12 protein-coding genes are annotated in these 16,163 nt (G+C 62.9%); 8 read left to right on the top strand and 4 right to left on the bottom strand.

Features of this window, described 5'->3' with window-relative positions; genetic code table 11:
• Positions 1-47: 47 nt before the first annotated feature.
• The 3 genes from moaA to BZG29_RS23045 all read right to left on the bottom strand — a co-directional run bounded on the left by moaA (position 48) and on the right by BZG29_RS23045 (position 5,804).
• Positions 48-1,169, bottom strand: a complete 1,122-nt coding sequence (moaA, locus tag BZG29_RS23055) for a GTP 3',8-cyclase MoaA (protein WP_077407886.1) — start codon at positions 1,167-1,169, stop codon at positions 48-50.
• 29 nt (positions 1,170-1,198) lie between these two features.
• Positions 1,199-2,536, bottom strand: a complete 1,338-nt coding sequence (chrA, locus tag BZG29_RS23050) for a chromate efflux transporter (protein WP_077407883.1) — start codon at positions 2,534-2,536, stop codon at positions 1,199-1,201.
• Positions 2,537-2,624: 88 nt separating this feature from the next.
• Positions 2,625-5,804, bottom strand: coding sequence for an Rne/Rng family ribonuclease (locus tag BZG29_RS23045; protein WP_077407881.1), 3,180 nt, complete (start codon positions 5,802-5,804; stop codon positions 2,625-2,627).
• A gap of 686 nt (positions 5,805-6,490) precedes the next feature.
• Between BZG29_RS23045 and BZG29_RS23035 the strand changes: the two genes are divergently transcribed.
• The 4 genes from BZG29_RS23035 (at position 6,491) to BZG29_RS23020 (ending at position 9,649) form a co-directional block, all read left to right on the top strand.
• Positions 6,491-7,486: an RluA family pseudouridine synthase gene (locus BZG29_RS23035; RefSeq protein ID WP_077407877.1), complete on the top strand. Its 996-nt coding sequence runs from the start codon at positions 6,491-6,493 to the stop codon at positions 7,484-7,486.
• Positions 7,487-7,574: 88 nt separating this feature from the next.
• Complete coding sequence (locus BZG29_RS23030) at positions 7,575-8,234, top strand: HAD-IIIA family hydrolase (protein WP_035821424.1); 660 nt, start codon at positions 7,575-7,577, stop codon at positions 8,232-8,234.
• Positions 8,231-8,608, top strand: coding sequence for a Rieske 2Fe-2S domain-containing protein (locus BZG29_RS23025; RefSeq protein ID WP_099666844.1), 378 nt, complete (start codon positions 8,231-8,233; stop codon positions 8,606-8,608). The genes BZG29_RS23030 and BZG29_RS23025 overlap by 4 nt, the downstream gene beginning before the upstream one ends.
• Positions 8,609-8,647: 39 nt before the next feature.
• A complete protein-coding gene (locus tag BZG29_RS23020; RefSeq protein ID WP_077407873.1) occupies positions 8,648-9,649 on the top strand; it encodes a S49 family peptidase in 1,002 nt (333 codons plus the stop codon).
• Between the two features lie 374 nt (positions 9,650-10,023).
• Here BZG29_RS23020 and BZG29_RS23015 read toward each other — a convergent pair whose 3' ends face one another.
• A complete protein-coding gene (locus tag BZG29_RS23015; RefSeq protein WP_077407871.1) occupies positions 10,024-10,401 on the bottom strand; it encodes a hypothetical protein in 378 nt (125 codons plus the stop codon).
• Between the two features lie 256 nt (positions 10,402-10,657).
• On the opposite strand from BZG29_RS23015, the gene BZG29_RS23010 reads away from it, so the two are divergent.
• The 4 genes from BZG29_RS23010 (at position 10,658) to flhA (ending at position 15,879) form a co-directional block, all read left to right on the top strand.
• Positions 10,658-11,368 (top strand): 16S rRNA pseudouridine(516) synthase, encoded by a 711-nt coding sequence (locus BZG29_RS23010; RefSeq protein ID WP_077409252.1) that lies wholly within the window; start codon positions 10,658-10,660, stop codon positions 11,366-11,368.
• Positions 11,369-11,454: 86 nt separating this feature from the next.
• Positions 11,455-12,453: a fumarylacetoacetate hydrolase family protein gene (locus tag BZG29_RS23005; protein WP_077407869.1), complete on the top strand. Its 999-nt coding sequence runs from the start codon at positions 11,455-11,457 to the stop codon at positions 12,451-12,453.
• A gap of 139 nt (positions 12,454-12,592) precedes the next feature.
• Complete coding sequence (gene flhB, locus BZG29_RS23000; RefSeq protein ID WP_077407867.1) at positions 12,593-13,786, top strand: flagellar biosynthesis protein FlhB; 1,194 nt, start codon at positions 12,593-12,595, stop codon at positions 13,784-13,786.
• Positions 13,783-15,879: a flagellar biosynthesis protein FlhA gene (gene flhA, locus BZG29_RS22995; protein ID WP_077407865.1), complete on the top strand. Its 2,097-nt coding sequence runs from the start codon at positions 13,783-13,785 to the stop codon at positions 15,877-15,879. The genes flhB and flhA overlap by 4 nt, the downstream gene beginning before the upstream one ends.
• Positions 15,880-16,163: the final 284 nt, after the last annotated feature.

The raw sequence follows: 16,163 nt of genomic DNA, 5'->3' as shown, positions 1-16,163 counted from the left end.
GGGTGCATGCGCCATGGTAGCAGCGGCGGGCCTGCGCCGCGCCCGATTCAGCCGCCGATGTACGACATTTCCACTTTCTTTTTACCGTGCTCAAGCGCGCCGCCCGTCAAATCCGTCTGGCTGGTGCGCAATTGCGAATAGCGGTCGCCGCGGCCGCGCCACAGTTGCGCCACGGCCGAGGAGATTTCCGCATCGCTGCGGCCGCCGCGCAGCAGGCTGCGCAAGTCGTGGCCGCTGCTGGCGAACAGACACGTGTACAGCTTGCCCTCGGTCGAGAGGCGGGCGCGGCTGCAGTCGGCGCAGAACGCTTGCGTGACGCTGGAAATGAGGCCGATCTCGCCGCTGCCATCGGCATAGCGCCAGCGCGCCGCCGTCTCGCCCGCGTAGTTCGGGTCGATGGGCAGCAAGGGCATGTGCGCGGCGATGCACCGCACGACCTCGGCGGACGGGATGACTTCCTGCAAGTTCCAGCCGTTCGAGGCGCCCACGTCCATGTATTCGATGAAGCGCAGGATGTAGGGGGTGCCCTTGAAGTGGCGCGCCATGGGCACGATTTCCTGCTCATTCATACCGGCCTTGACGACCATATTGATCTTGATCGGGCCCAGGCCCGCCGCGTGCGCCGCATCGATGCCTTGCAGCACGTCGGCGACGGCGAAATCGACGTCGTTCATGCGCTTGAAGGTGGCGTCGTCGAGCGAGTCGAGCGAGACGGTGACGCGGTTCAGGCCCGCATCCTTGAGCGCTTGCGCCTTTCTGGCGAGCAAGGAACCATTGGTCGTCAGGGTCAGGTCCAGCGGCTGGCCCGACGGCGTGCGCAGTTCGGCCAGCATGGCGATGAGCTTTTCGATATTCTTGCGCAGCAGCGGTTCGCCGCCCGTCAGGCGGATCTTTTCCACCCCGTGCGCGACGAACAGGCGCGCGATGCGCGTGATTTCCTCGAACGACAGCAAATCCGTGTGCGGCAGGTACACGTGGTTCTTGTCGAATACATCCTTGGGCATGCAATACACGCAACGGAAATTGCAGCGGTCGGTAATCGAGATGCGCAGGTCATGCAGGGGCCGGCCCAGGCTGTCGGCCACGCTGCCGCTGGGGCTTTCCAGCCGCGCGGGGATCGCCGGTGCCCCATTGCGGGCTTCGGCGAGGTAGATAATCTTGTCAGCCATGAAAGGTGATACCACTTACGTTGAGTCGTTCAAGGCAGATACGATAGCACGAGGCCGAAGATGGCACAGGCGAGCAGCAATTTGATGGTGCCCACTTGAAACTTGAGCAGCGCCACGCCGGCCGCCAGCGCGATGGCAATCGCCAGCCAGTCCCAGTGGGGCAGCGGGTTTTCTTGCCAGAAGACATGGCGGCCAAAGAACAGGGCCAGGCTGGCGATGACGCCCACCACGGCAGCCGAGATAGCCGTCAGGGGCGCGCTCAGGCGCAGATTGCCGCGCGACGCTTCCACCAGCGGCGCGCCGGCCAGGATGAAGATGAACGAGGGCAGGAAGGTAAACCAGCTGGCGACGAGCGCGCCGCACACGCCCGCCAGCCACAGGTTGTCGCCCAGCACGGCGTGGCTCCAGCCGCCGACAAAACCGATGAAGGCGACGATCATGATCAGGGGACCGGGCGTCGTTTCGCCCAGGGCCAGTCCATCCATCATTTGCGCGCTGGTGATCCAGTGGTAGTGCTCGGCGGCGCCCTGCACCAGGTAGGGCAGCACGGCATACGCGCCGCCGAACGTCAGCAGGGCTGCCTTGCTGAAAAACACGCCCATCTGCGCCAGCGGCTGGTCCGCGCCGCCCGCCAGCGCCAGGCCCAGCCAGGCGAGGAAAGCCAGGGCCAGGCCCACGGCGGCCGTGCCAAGCAGGCGCGGCCAGCTAAAGCGCGCGTGCTTCGGCGTGGGCGTGTCGTCATCGATCAGGGCGGCGCCGTAGCGGGCCGCGCCGCCATGTTGCGTGCCGCCGGCCTGGAAATGGGCCGGCAGCCAGCGCCCGCCTGCCATGCCCAGCAGGGCGGCAGCGAGCACGATCAAGGGAAATGGCAGCCGTAGCGCGGCGATGGCGACAAATGCGCCCGCCGCGATGGCGATCAGGGCGGGGCTGCGCAGGGTGCGCCGGCCCAGGCGCCAGGCGGCCGCCAGCACGATGGCGACGACGGCCGGCTTGACGCCGTACAGGACGCCGGCGATGGCGGCCACGTTGCCATACGCCATGTACAGCCAGGACAGGACGATCAGCAGCAGCAGCGAAGGCAGCAAAAACAGCAGGCCCGCCACCAGGGCGCCGCGCGTGCGGTGCATCAGCCAGCCGATGTAGATGGCCAGCTGGGTCGCTTCCGGCCCCGGCAGCAGCATGCAGTAATTGAGGGCGTGCAGGAAACGCTGTTCGGAAATCCAGCGCCGCTTTTCCACCAGTTCCGCATGCATCATGGCGATTTGCCCGGCCGGGCCGCCAAAGCTGACGCAACCGAGTTTGAGCCAGTACCAGAAGGCGCTGCGCAGGCTGACGGGGGCGGGAAGTTGGTTGGCGTTGTCGTGCATGGCGGCTGGCTGGCAAGGGTGGGGACGTAAAAAAGGGGAAGCCTGAGCTTCCCCTTTCATCATCGGCGGCTGGGCGAACCCGGCACGCTTATGGACGTTGCGTGTTGACCTGGATCAACGGCTCATCCGACTGCGGCGGCAATGGCTTGCGTTCGCGCGGCTTGCGGACCGGAGCGACTGCCTTGGCGGCCGCTTCCTGCGCCAGGCGCAGTTTTTCCGGATCGGTGGCAGCCAGGGTCAGGCCGGCCGAGCCGAGCACCGCGTTCAAGTCCAGCGGCGCGGCCACTGGTGCTGGAGCGGGAGCGACGACAGGCGCTGGGGCAGGAGCAGGAGCAGGAGCAGCGACAGGGGCTGGCGCCGGTGCGGCAGCCACGGCAGCGGCTTCCACGACGGCTGGTGCTGCCTCAGCTGCTGGTGCTGGTGCTTCCTCGATCACGGCGATGGCTTCCACCAGCGGGGCGGCTTCCACCACCGGTGCGGCTTCCACGACGGCAACAGGCACGGCTTCGACGATGATTTCCGCTGGAGCTGGAACTGGAGCTGGAACTGCTGCTTCAGGCGTGGCTTTCTCGGCAAAGCTGTACTCGGCAGCAGGTACTGGTTCGGCAGCGGCTGGTTCAGCTTGCGCTGCAGCAACGACGGCCTCGACAGGGGCTGGCGGCACGATCGCTTCAGCAGCTGGCGCGGCTTCAGCGGCAGGAGCGGCTTCTTCGGCCTTGGCCACTTCCAGCACTTCGACTACCTCGACCACTTCCACGGCGGCAGCTTCCACCGGCGCAGCGACGGCGACGACAGCGGCGGCAGCCACAACGGCGACTGGTGCGCCATCAGCGGCAGCTTCCGGCGCCGGAGCAACCGTAAAGCTGATCACTGGCGCATCCTGGCCTTCGTTTTCGCCGTTTGCCGATTCGATCAGCTCGCCCGTTTCGCGGTCGCGGCGGTTGCGGTTGCGGCCGCCACGACGACGGCGGCGGCGCGGTTCTTCGCCTTCCACGTCGTTTTCCGTCTCTTCGCCTTCAGGACCGGCATTCGCCGGTGCTTTCAGCAGGTTGGCCGGTGCGGCGTCGGATTCAGGGCCGTTGGACGGCACGACGACGTTCACTGCGCTGGCGGTGGCGCCAACCAGTGCCAGCTCTTCAGCTTTCACTTCAGCAACAACAGCCTTGTCGGCGCGCGGTTCGCGGCCTTCGCGTGGCTGGCGTGGCGGACGCTCGGCGCGTTCCGGACGCTCGGCGCGCTCAGGACGTTCCGCGCGTTCAGGACGTTCGCCCCGTTCGCGTGGCGCTGCCGTTGCATCGCCGCCTTCGCGCGCTTCACGCGGTTCGCGTGGCGGACGCGGCGGACGTGGCGGACGGGCTGCTTTTTCCAGTGCTTCCGCTTCTTTCGCGGCATCGTCCAGGGCTGGGCGGCCCTGGCCTGGTTCGCGCTCTTCGCGGCCAGGCTTGCCGTTGCGGCCACGGCCACGCGGGCCACGGCTGTTGCGGTCGCCGCGGTCGGCGCCGGCCGGCTTGGCCGGGGCGACAGGGGCGGGCGCCGGTGCCACCGGTGCCGGGGCGCCGGTGAAGAAGCTGATGATCTTGGCGATCAGGCCTTGCGGCGCGGCAGGCGCGGCCACCGGAGCCGGTTTCGCTTCGACGGGCTTGCGCTCGACCAGCGGTGCCGGCTGGTCAGGGGTGATCGTCTTGACGACGGCTTCCTGGCGCGGCTTGGCTTCTTCCTTCTGGCGCTTGCTGTAAGCCATGTCGGTTTCAGCGCTTTCAGCCAGGTTGTAGCTGGCCTGGCTGTCTTCCAGACGCGGATCGTCGTGCTTGATGCGTTCCAGCTTGTAGTGCGGCGTTTCCAGATGCTTGTTCGGGATCAGGATCACGGCGATGCGGTGGCGGTTCTCGATTTTGAGTACTTCGCCGCGCTTTTCGTTCAGCAGGAAGGCGCCCACGTCCACGGGCACTTGCACGTGGATGGTGGCCGAGTTTTCCTTCATCGCTTCTTCCTGGATGATGCGCAGCACCTGCAGGGCGGACGATTCCGTGTCGCGGATGTGGCCGGTGCCGGAGCAGCGCGGGCACGTCACGTGCGAGCCTTCGGACAGCGAAGGGCGCAGGCGCTGGCGCGACAGTTCCATCAGGCCGAAGCGGGAAATCTTGCCCATTTGTACACGGGCACGGTCATGGTGCAGCGCATCTTTCAGGCGCTGTTCCACTTCGCGCTGATTCTTTGCCACTTCCATGTCGATGAAGTCGATGACGATCAGGCCGCCCAGGTCGCGCAAGCGCAGCTGGCGGGCCACTTCTTCGGCCGCTTCGCAGTTGGTGTTGAAGGCGGTCGTCTCGATGTCCGAGCCGCGCGTGGCGCGGGCCGAGTTGACGTCAACGGAGACCAGCGCTTCGGTATGGTCGATCACGATGGCGCCGCCCGATGGCAACGGCACGGTGCGGCTGTACGCCGTTTCGATCTGGTGTTCGATCTGGAAGCGCGAGAACAGCGGCACGTCGTCGCTGTAGCGTTTTACGCGGTGCACCATGTCGGGCATCACGTGGCTCATGAACTGGTGCGCCTGGTCGTAGATCTCGTCGGTGTCGATCAGGATCTCGCCGATGTCGGGCTGGAAGTAGTCGCGGATGGCGCGGATGACGAGCGACGATTCCTGGTAGATCAGGAAAGCGCCGTTGGCCGACTTGCCGGCGCCTTCGATGGCGCGCCACAGTTGCATCAGGTAATTCAAGTCCCACTGCAGTTCATCGACGTTGCGGCCGATGCCGGCGGTGCGGGCAATGACGGACATGCCAGCTGGCAAGTCCAGTTTATCCATGGTTTCGCGCAATTCCTGGCGCTCTTCACCTTCCACGCGGCGCGATACGCCACCGCCACGCGGGTTGTTCGGCATCAATACCAGGTAACGGCCGGCCAGCGAGACGAACGAGGTCAGGGCGGCGCCCTTGTTGCCGCGCTCTTCTTTTTCCACCTGGACCATGATTTCCTGGCCTTCGCGCAGCGCTTCCTTGACGGAAGCGTTACGCACGTCGACGCCTTCGCGGAAATACGTGCGGGCAACTTCCTTGAAAGGCAGGAAGCCGTGGCGGTCTTCGCCATAGCTGACGAAGCACGCTTCGAGCGATGGCTCGATGCGCGTGATCACGCCCTTGTAGATGTTGGATTTGCGCTGTTCGCGCCCGGCTGTCTCGATATCGATGTCGATCAGTTTTTGTCCGTCGACAATCGCTACGCGCAGTTCTTCTTGCTGCGTGGCATTAAACAACATGCGTTTCATTTTTATAACTCCGCGACCCGTAGGCCATCTCAAAGCCGCTTCCGGGGAAGCGGCGAAGTACAGGGATATATGCGAGAACGGGAGTGCTGGCGGGGGAAATGCCTAGGCGTGCGGAGCAACAACGCGTACGAGGTATACGTTACGGCCGCAACAGGCGCGGTGAGGTCGATCGTCATGCCGAGTGCACAGGACACCTGCAACTCATCTGAAGCAGCCCGGATGTCGGGGGCAGAGAATGCAAGTGGTCAGCAAATTCAGAGCCAAATCGTAAGCCGGCTCATTACAGGGATCGCGATGGCGAGGCTTGGCCTCAGCCTATTCATCGACAACCCTCAGTATTGTGGCCGCATACGGGGTTTGGCGAAAACGGCAAGCGTTATCAACTTCATCAACCCGCGAGCCCGACTCGATAAGTCGCGCTAACGGGTACTTATCCTTATAATCCAATACACTCACTTCAGCATCTCCACGCGTTATCCGATTACAACTACGGTGCAACCTTGATTCGCGCAGGGATGGTGCATATACATTTTTTTCCACCGAATTTGCAATTTGGCGAGGCCGGTGGAGACGCCCCTGTGTAAAATGTGCTTTTATTCTTACACTCGCAGCAGCCAGGGCCGCAGCAAAAACAATTATATATTCAAAATGAAGGACTTAGAGAGATTTCTGGGAAGACATAGTAAATGAAGAGTCAAAATGATGTTGTTCCCCCTTCAACACCCCCGGTTCAGCCGCAAGCCCAATTCGTAACGATCGCCGAGGAAGAAGCAGGCCAGCGCATCGACAACTACTTATTAAGAGTGTGCAAGGGAGTGCCTAAAAGCCACATCTACCGGATCTTGCGATCGGGAGAAGTGCGGGTTAATAAAGGCCGTATCGATCAGCTGTACCGTCTCGCCGCCGGCGACGTGGTGCGCATTCCACCCGTGCGCGTGGCCGAAAAGGCCGCCACGGGCGCGCCGGCCGCCGAATTCAAGATTATCTTCGAAGATGCGCAGCTGCTCGTCATCGACAAGCCGGCCGGCGTGGCCGTGCATGGCGGCTCGGGCGTGTCGTTCGGCGTGATCGAGCAATTGCGCGCTTCGCGCCCCGACGCCAAGTTTCTGGAACTGGTGCACCGCCTGGACCGCGACACGTCCGGCTTGTTGTTGCTGGCAAAGAAACGTTCCGCGTTGACGAATCTGCATGAACAGATGCGCGACGGCGTCACGGACAAGCGTTACCTGGTGCTGGTGGCGGGCGACTGGAAGAATGCGCGCCAGCATATCAAGTTGCCGTTGCACAAATATACAACGGCCGAAGGCGAGCGCCGGGTGGCCGTGCAGGCCGATGGCCTGGCGTCGCACACGGTGTTTTCACTGTTGCATAAATATCACAACTTCGCCTTGCTGGAAGCGGAATTGAAGACGGGACGCACGCACCAGATCCGCGTGCACCTGTCGTCGTCCGGTTTCCCCATCGCCGGCGACGATAAATATGGCGACTTTGCCCTCAACCGTGCCCTGTTGAAAGCCGACAGCACGCGCGGCGCCCTGAAACGCATGTTCCTGCACGCGCACCAGATCACGTTCACGCATCCGGAAACGGGCAAGACGATGACCCTGAATGCGCCGCTGGCTGCCGAATGCGAGCGTTTCTTGGTAAGCTTGGGCAAACCATTGGCCGTTGCCGCACGCTAAATATCCACCGTGCGCGCGACACTACCCACAAGGTAGTCAGTCGCCAGCATTCATTCTCAAGGAGCCGGCGGCTATGCCGTCGGGAAACATGGCAAGAAAGCAATTTGATCTGATCGTCTTCGATTGGGACGGTACCCTGATAGACAGTACCTCGACCATTGTCAAGTGCATCCAGGCGTCGGCCAAAGACCTGGGCTTGCCAATTCCCACCGAGTTGCTCGCTTCGCACGTGATCGGCCTGGGCTTGCAGGAAGCCATGCAGCTGGTGATGCCCGACGTGGAGCCGAAATACCATGCGCGCATGGCGGAACGCTACCGTTATCACTACCTGTCGCGCGACCATGAGCTGGCCTTGTTTCCTGGCGTCTACGAGATGCTGCAGGAACTGTCGCAGCAAGCGTATTTCCTCGCCGTCGCCACGGGCAAGAGCCGCGTCGGCCTGAACCGCTCCTTGAATGCCGTCAAGCTGCTGTCCCTGTTCGATGCGACGCGTTGCGCCGATGAAACCTTTTCCAAGCCCCATCCGGCCATGCTGCAGGAACTGACGCGCGAACTGGGGCAGGATATGCGCCGTACCGTGATGATCGGCGACACCAGTCATGATTTGTTGATGGCAAGCAATGCAGGCGCGGCCGGTATTGCCGTAGAGTATGGAGCGCATCCGGTGGCACAGTTGCAAGCTTGTAATCCCCTGTATTCGGCCGCCACGGTGGCCGAGCTGCATCAATGGCTGAGCGAGCACGCATGATGAACGATGTTGTCGACGTTTTCATTTGCGCCGCCGACGCCGTGGCCGATGGCGGCAAGGGCGTGCGCTTTCCCGTCTCGGCGGGCGGAGAAACCACCACGGGCTTTGTCGTGCGCCATGGCGGCAAGGCGTATGGCTACCTGAACCGCTGCGCCCACGTGCCGATCGAACTGGACTGGGCGGAGGGCGAGTTTTTCGAGTCCAGCGGCTTGTACCTGATGTGTTCGACGCATGGCGCCATCTATGTGCCGGAAAGCGGCTACTGTGCAGGCGGCCCCTGCAAGGGCGGGCGCTTGCGCCCGATCGCCGTGGCCGAACGCGACGGCCAGCTGTACTGGCAACCCGACGAGTATGTCCAGCCGCTGCCGGCCTGAGGCCGGCGCAGGCCTTCTGTAATTTACGCAAAGTGAACCATGAGCGATAACACGAATGACAAGCTGGACAGTAGCGCGCCAGCCGCCGGCCACGCCGCCCCTGCGGGACACTGGGAGCGCGAGGTGCTGGAAAAGCTGGTATTTGCCACTTTGCAAGAGCAACGCGCGCACCGCCGCTGGAGCATCTTTTTCAAGGTCTTCGGCTTGCTGATCGTGCTGTTCGCCCTGTGGGTGTTTTATGACTACAACACGGCCGACGACAGCGAAACCCTGGGCCGCCACACGGCCCTGATCGACATCAGCGGCGCCATCGAGTCCGAAGGCAGCGGCTCGGCCGCCGTCGTCATTCCCGCGCTGGACAAGGCGTTTTCCGATAGCGGCTCCGTGGCCGTGGTGCTGCATATTAATAGTCCGGGCGGCAGTCCCGTGCAGGCCGGCATGATCGTCGACGAGATGCAGCGCTTGCGCAAGGGCTATCCGGACAAGCCTTTATATGTGGTGGTCGATGAAATGTGCGCTTCGGGCGGCTATTACATCGCCGCCGCCGCCGACCGCATCTACGTCAACAAGGCCAGCGTGGTCGGTTCCATCGGCGTGCTGATGGATGGCTTCGGCTTCACGGGCGTGATGGAAAAGGTCGGCGTCGAGCGCCGCCTGCTGACGGCGGGCGAGAACAAGGGCTTCATGGACCCGTTCAGCCCCCTGACGGAAAAACACAAGGCGTATGCGCAAGGCATGCTCAATGAAATCCACCAGCAATTCATCGACGTGGTGCGCGCGGGACGGGGCAAGCGCCTGAAGGAAACGGCCGATACCTTCTCCGGCCTGTACTGGACGGGCGCGAAAGCCGTGGAAATGGGCCTGGCCGACGATTTCGGCACGGTCGACAGCGTGGCGCGCGACGTCGTCAAGGCGGAAGACATCGTCGACTACACGCAGCATGAAGGCTTGCCGGAACGGGTGCTGAAGAAGTTTGGCGCCGCCATGGGCGCGGGCGCCATGAAGGCGGCCGTGCAGCAGTCGCAACCGGCGTTGCGTTGAGGACATCACTCTTGGCAGGCAGGCAAGCCAGTCGAGAATGATTTTCAATAAGGTGGTAAATCGGCTTGAAAATGGGGCTGCTTGGGCTATAGTGAAAGCGTAGTTCTTTTCAAGGAGGGGCGATATATCAACTATGTTGTCAGTACTAACTTGATTGGCAGGTCTTGGAACTACTCGCCGCATCGCAGATGTGGTTTTGAGTGAATTTACATTCCTCACTAAAGTCCCGATGGGGCTTGGGAACGGCGGCGCAATGCCGCCGTTTCCTTTTGTGCGTCGTTCATGCTCGATGGTCCGGTGTCGCCGGATGGGGTTGGGCGTGCTGGCAAGGCAGGCATGCGAGGGCGTGGCATGGCTGGTCGGATGGGCCGCGCTCAGACGGCGCAGCCGTTGCAGTGCGCGGGCAGGGGAACGGCGCTGGTTTCCCGGGCTGCCGTTGCGCCGGCGCCAACGTTGATGCCGATGTCGGACGGTATGTCCGCCAGGGCGGGCGCGGTCACGTTGTCGGCCTGCGCATCCGCGTGCGCAAAACCGCCCAGTTCCAGCCAGCACATGAAATGGCATTGCGCCTCGGCATGCCAGCGCGTCTGGCTTGCCGGCGATGGCGGCGCGTCCGCATCCTGCGGCGCAGGGGCGGTGCTCCAGCGCGCCACGCCGAGTCTGACCTTATGCATGGCCGCCTGTTCTGCGGCGATGTGCAGGCGCATGTCGGCGATGCTGCCTTGTAAGGCGATGGTATCGGTATGTTCCATACGATGTCCTTGTCAGTCGTTGCCTGGTTATTATTCCTAAAGCTCGTTAGGCGGATTCCTAACGAAGTTTCAGTCTATCAACGCGATATTCCGAGCGCTTGATATTTCTCAAAGGAATCAACCATTTCTCGCCAAATCTCACCTTGTTCTTTTTGGTATTTCTGCGTGCGCCATGGTTTCGTGCCGCCTGGGCCGCCGCGCGGACGCCAGGCGCCGCCGCTTCACGCTGCCAGCCGCTTCTGGTAAAGTCACGCCCATGAGTAAATTATCCCTAGACCGCATCCTGCAATCGCAGGGTTTTGGCACCCGTAAATATTGTCGTTCCCTCATCGAGGATGGCGATGTCGTCATCGATGGCGTCACCCAGACCAATTACCGGACCACCGTCGAGACCGAAGGCCTGGTGCTGCACGTGTTCGAAGAGGAGTGGGTGTACCGCGCGCACCTGTACCTGGCGCTGAACAAGCCCGCCAACTTCGAATGCTCGCGCAAGCCCAGCCATCATCCTGGCGTGCTGACCCTGTTGCCGGAACAATTCACCTGGCGCGAAGTCCAGCCCGTCGGCCGGCTCGACCACGATACGACCGGCATGCTGCTGATGTCCGACGATGGCCCGTTTATCCATGCACAATCGTCGCCGAAGCGCCACGTTCCGAAGATTTACCAGGCCACCACGCAAGAGCCCGTGACGGATGAGCTGGTAGCCCTGCTGCTGGCTGGCGTGCAATTGCACGACGAGCCGGCCCCGCTGGCGGCCCTCGTCTGCGTCAAGCGCGGAGAATTCCAGCTGGAAATCGTGCTGGAACAGGGCAAGTACCACCAGGTCAAGCGCATGCTGGCCGCCGCCGGCAACCATTGCAGCGCGCTGCACCGTTCCGCCATCGGCAGCCTGACCCTGGAATCGCTGGGCATCGCCGAAGGCGAGTGGTGTTATCTGACCCCCGAGCAGATCGCCCTCCTGGCATAACTCCCCCTGAGCGCCGAAGCCGGGTTTTCCCGGCTTTTTGGCGTCTTTAGCCTCCTATTGCCCGCATTTGACGAAGTTTTCCGTACATGAAATTAGCTACACTGAAGGATGGCACGCGCGACGGCCAGCTGGCTGTCGTCTCGCGCGACCTGAAAACGGCCCATCTGGCCGATGGCATCGCCTCGACCCTGCAAAAGGCGCTCGACGACTGGAGTTTTATCGCGCCCCAGCTCGATTTGCTGTACCAGACCATCAATAGCGGCCGCGGCCATCGCGCTTTCGAGTTCGATCCCGCCAACTGCATGGCGCCTTTGCCGCGCAGCAGCTTGCGCGTGGCTGGCGCATCCTACCTGCAGCAGATCGAGCGGGCCTGCAAGGCGGCGGGAACCGAGGCGCCCGCCACTCTGCGCGATGCACCGCGCCTGTACCAGGGCGCCAGCGACGATTTCCTCGGCGCCCAGGACGAGATCGTGCTGGCGCACGAGCAGTGGGGCATCGACTACGAGGCGGGCATCGCCGCCATCACGGATGACGTGGCCATGGGATCGACGCCCGACCAGGCGCACCTGAACATCAAGCTGTTGATGCTGGTCAACGACATCACCTTGCGCAACCTGGCGCCGGACGAGCAGGCCGGCGGCTACGGCTTCCTGCAATCGAAGCCGGCCATGGCGTGCTCTCCTGTCGCCATCACGCCCGACGAGCTGGGGGATGCCTGGCGCGGCGGCAAGGTGCATTACGCGCTGCGCTGCAGCCTGAACGGCAAGTTGACGGGCCAGCCCCACGCGGGCGCCGACATGGCGTTCAATTATCCGCAATTGCTCGCCCATCTGTGCCAGACGCGCAACGCGCGCGCCGGCAGCGTGGTCAGTGCGGGCGGGGTCGCCAACAAGGAAGTCAAGAAGGGATTTTCCAGCATCGTTGAGCGACGTAACCAGGAGATGATTACCGATGGCGTCGCCAGTACGCCGTATTTGCTGTTCGGCGATGTCGTGCGCCTGGAAATGCTGGGCGATGACGGCAAGTCCCTGTTTGGCGCGATTGAACAAACGGTAAAACAGGCCGAAGCGCGCAAGTCCCGCTAAGGTTTCTGGATAGCAAAGGAAAAGCAGGGGATTCGCCCCCCTTTTCCCTTGATGGTGTTGTGATGATTGAACCGATAATGCTCCATGCCCAGTCCGTATTGCGCCTAGCCAGGCTGCAGGACTTCACCGGAGTTGATTGATGTCGGAAGACAGCGACGCAGAAAAGACCGAAGCCGCGTCACCGAAGCGCCTCGAGCAGGCGCGTGAGGAAGGCGACGTTCCGCGATCGCGTGAAGTGGCAACGTTCACTGTGTTGATGGCGTCCGGCTGCTGCCTGTGGTTTGCCGGCGACGCCATCGTGCGGCGCTTGACGGCCGTCATGGTGTCCGGGCTGACGCTGGACCGCGAGCAGATACTCAATCCCGACGCGATGATGTTGCGCATCGGCTACGACGTGGGTTCGGTCTTGCTCACTTGCCTGCCGTACGCGCTGGCCATCATGCTCGTCGCCCTGGCCTCGCCCGTGCTGGTGGGGGGCTGGCTGTTCAGTTCCAAGGCGTTCACCCCCAATTTTGGCAAGCTCAACCCGATTCGCGGCCTGGGCAACATGTTTTCGAAGAATGCGCTGGTGGAATTGCTCAAGGCCATCGCCAAGACCCTCGTCGTCGGCGTCGTCGCCTGGATGGTGATGCAGCATCAAAAGGACGCCGTGCTGGGCTTGTCGGTGGAATCCCTGCGCGCCGGTTCGGCCCATCTGATCAGCCTCTTGATCACGGCCTTCCTGCTGATCGTCGGCGCGCTGGGCCTGATCGCCGCCATCGACGGCCCGTACCAGATGTGGCATTACGCCAACAAGATGAAAATGTCCCTGCAGGAAGTCAAGCAAGAGGCGAAGGAATCGGACGGCAATCCGCAGATCAAGGCGAAGATCCGCCAGATGCAGCATGAAATGTCGCGCCGCCGCATGATGGCCGACGTGCCGACGGCCGACGTGGTGGTGACCAACCCGACCCACTATGCGGTGGCGCTGAAGTACGGCGAAAATTCGCGCGGCGCGCCGCAGGTGGTGGCCAAGGGCATCGACGAGGTGGCGGCGAAGATCCGCGAACTGGCCGGCGAGCACAAGGTCGCCATCCTGGAAGCGCCGGCCCTGGCGCGCGCGCTGTACAAGCATACGGACATCGGCGACGAGATTCCCGAGGCGCTGTACGGCGCCGTGGCCGAAGTGCTGGCCTACGTGTTCCAGCTGCGCAGCTATGGCAAGGGCCAGGGCGAGCGTCCCGACAAGCCGAAGAAACTCGACGTGCCGCCCGAGCTCGACCCGCAGAATCCCGCCTCACAGACACCGCCCGCAGCCGGCGCGGCAGACAAGAATAAAGGAAGTACACCATGAACGGCCTGAGAATGCCAGCCTGGCTCAGCGGAATGGGTGGCAACGCCAGCAAGGGCATTGCCGCGCCTGTCATCATCATCATGCTGCTGGCGATGATGGTGCTGCCGTTGCCGGCCTTCATCCTCGATATCTTCTTCAGTTTTAATATCGCGCTGTCCATCATCGTGCTGCTGACGGCGCTGTACACGGTCAAGCCGCTCGACTTCATGGCGTTCCCGACCATCCTGCTCGTCTCGACCATGCTGCGCCTGTCGCTGAACGTGGCGTCCACGCGCGTGGTGCTGACGGAAGGCCATACGGGCGCCGACGCGGCCGGTAAAGTGATTGAAGCGTTCGGTCACTTCTTGATCGGCGGCAACTACACGGTCGGTATCGTCGTGTTTATCATTTTGACGATCATCAACTTTACCGTCGTGACCAAGGGTGCGGGCCGTATCGCCGAGGTGGGCGCCCGTTTCGCGCTGGACGCCATGCCCGGTAAACAGATGGCCATCGATGCCGACCTGAACGCCGGCCTGATCGGCGAAGACGAAGCGCGCCGCCGCCGCACGGAAGTGGCGCAGGAAGCGGAATTCTACGGCGCCATGGACGGCGCCAGCAAATACGTGCGCGGCGACGCCATCGCCGGCATCATGGTCACCGTCATCAACATCGTCGGCGGCTTGCTGGTGGGCCTGCTGCAGCACGACATGGGCTTTGCCGATGCGCTGAAAAACTACACCTTGCTGGCCATCGGTGACGGCCTGGTGGCGCAGATTCCTTCGCTGATCATTTCCACGGCGGCCGGTATCGTCGTCTCGCGCGTGGCCAGCGAACAGGACATCGGCACCCAGCTGGTGGGGCAATTGTTTGCGAAACCGCAAGTGCTGTACATTACCGCCGGCATCATCGGCGGCATGGGCCTGATCCCCGGCATGCCGAACATGGTCTTCATCCTGCTGGCCTCGTTGCTGGCCGGTTCCGCCTATCTGATCAGCAAGAAGCGTACGCAGGAAAAAGCGGCGGCCGAAAAGCCGGCCGAAGTGCCGCAAGCGACCGTGGCGCCCGAGCAGGAAGAAGCCAGCTGGCAAGACATCATGCCCGTCGACACCTTGGGCCTGGAAGTGGGCTACCGTTTGATCCCCCTGGTCGACAAGACGCAGGGCGGCGAGTTGCTCAAACGCATCAAGGGCATCCGCAAGAAATTTGCCCAGGAAGTGGGTTTCCTGGCGCCGCCCGTGCATATCCGCGACAACCTGGAATTGAAACCGTCCGCCTACCGCATCACCCTCAAGGGCGTGGAAGTGGGCGTGGGCGAAGCGTTCAACGGCCAGTTCCTGGCGATTAATCCCGGCATGGCCAGCGGCACCTTGCCCGGCCTGGCCACGAACGACCCCGCCTTCGGCCTGCCCGCCACCTGGATCGACGCCAGCCTGCGCGACCAGGCCCAATCGATGGGCTACACGGTGGTCGACGCGGGCACGGTGGTGGCCACGCACCTGAATCACCTGATCACTTCGCACGCTTCCGAGCTGCTGGGCCGCGCGGAAGTGCAATCGCTGCTCGACCACCTGGGCAAGGAGTCGCCGCGCCTGGTGGAAGACCTGGTGCCGAAGATGCTGTCCTTGTCGACCTTGCAAAAGGTGCTGCAGAACCTGCTGGCCGAGGGCGTGCACATCCGCGACATGCGCACCATCATCGAAACCCTGGCCGAGCATACGGTCAGCACGCAAGACCCGAACGACCTGACGGCGCTGGTGCGCGTGGCCCTGGGCCGCGCCATCGTGCAGCAATTGTTCCCCGGCTCGGCCGAACTGTCCGTGATGACCCTCGACAGCCGCCTGGAGCGTTTGCTGATGCAAGCGATGGGCAATGGCGGCGACGGCGCCGGCATCGAACCGGGCCTGGCCGACACCATCGCGCACCAGGCGGGCCTGGCGGCCCAACAGCAGGAAGCGCTGGGACTGACGCCGGTGCTGCTGGTGCCGGCGCCGCTGCGCGCCTTGCTGTCGCGCTTCCTGCGCCGCGCCTTGCCGCAGCTCAAAGTGCTGTCGCATGCGGAAGTGCCGGAAACCAAGACCATCCGCGTCACGGCGCTGGTGGGGGCGCAGTAGTCGACAGTATTAGTACCGGGGTCAGACCCTCAACACCGCCAACATGAAGGTCATCGCCAACGTGCGAGGGGGACTCGGCGTCCCCGTCTGACCCCAGATGTCGTTAGCGTTGGTGGGGGTCTGACCCCAGCCTCTCAGCCCTTGCTTTTGGTCAAATAAACATCAATTTCCTGCTGGCAAACTGAATAACGGGTACTTTCCCGTCCTGTTCCTTCGATCATTTCCTGTAAGCATCGCTAATAATGGAAACTGTCCGGGTGATCTGTGTCCATGTGGAAGACAGC

The sequence above is a fragment of the Janthinobacterium sp. LM6 genome (assembly GCF_002002885.1).
Classification (GTDB): Bacteria; Pseudomonadota; Gammaproteobacteria; order Burkholderiales; family Burkholderiaceae_D; genus Janthinobacterium; species Janthinobacterium kumbetense.
The sequence above is the reverse complement of the archived record's forward strand: the minus strand, read 5'-3'. Positions and strand labels throughout refer to the sequence as shown.

Coding starts and splice junctions, on each gene's coding strand:
- moaA (WP_077407886.1), bottom strand. CDS start 1,169: ATGGCTGACAAGATTATCTACCTCGCCGAAGCCCGCAATGGGGCACCG.
- chrA (WP_077407883.1), bottom strand. CDS start 2,536: ATGCACGACAACGCCAACCAACTTCCCGCCCCCGTCAGCCTGCGCAGC.
- BZG29_RS23045 (WP_077407881.1), bottom strand. CDS start 5,804: ATGAAACGCATGTTGTTTAATGCCACGCAGCAAGAAGAACTGCGCGTA.
- BZG29_RS23035 (WP_077407877.1), top strand. CDS start 6,491: ATGAAGAGTCAAAATGATGTTGTTCCCCCTTCAACACCCCCGGTTCAG.
- BZG29_RS23030 (WP_035821424.1), top strand. CDS start 7,575: ATGGCAAGAAAGCAATTTGATCTGATCGTCTTCGATTGGGACGGTACC.
- BZG29_RS23025 (WP_099666844.1), top strand. CDS start 8,231: ATGATGAACGATGTTGTCGACGTTTTCATTTGCGCCGCCGACGCCGTG.
- BZG29_RS23020 (WP_077407873.1), top strand. CDS start 8,648: ATGAGCGATAACACGAATGACAAGCTGGACAGTAGCGCGCCAGCCGCC.
- BZG29_RS23015 (WP_077407871.1), bottom strand. CDS start 10,401: ATGGAACATACCGATACCATCGCCTTACAAGGCAGCATCGCCGACATG.
- BZG29_RS23010 (WP_077409252.1), top strand. CDS start 10,658: ATGAGTAAATTATCCCTAGACCGCATCCTGCAATCGCAGGGTTTTGGC.
- BZG29_RS23005 (WP_077407869.1), top strand. CDS start 11,455: ATGAAATTAGCTACACTGAAGGATGGCACGCGCGACGGCCAGCTGGCT.
- flhB (WP_077407867.1), top strand. CDS start 12,593: ATGTCGGAAGACAGCGACGCAGAAAAGACCGAAGCCGCGTCACCGAAG.
- flhA (WP_077407865.1), top strand. CDS start 13,783: ATGAACGGCCTGAGAATGCCAGCCTGGCTCAGCGGAATGGGTGGCAAC.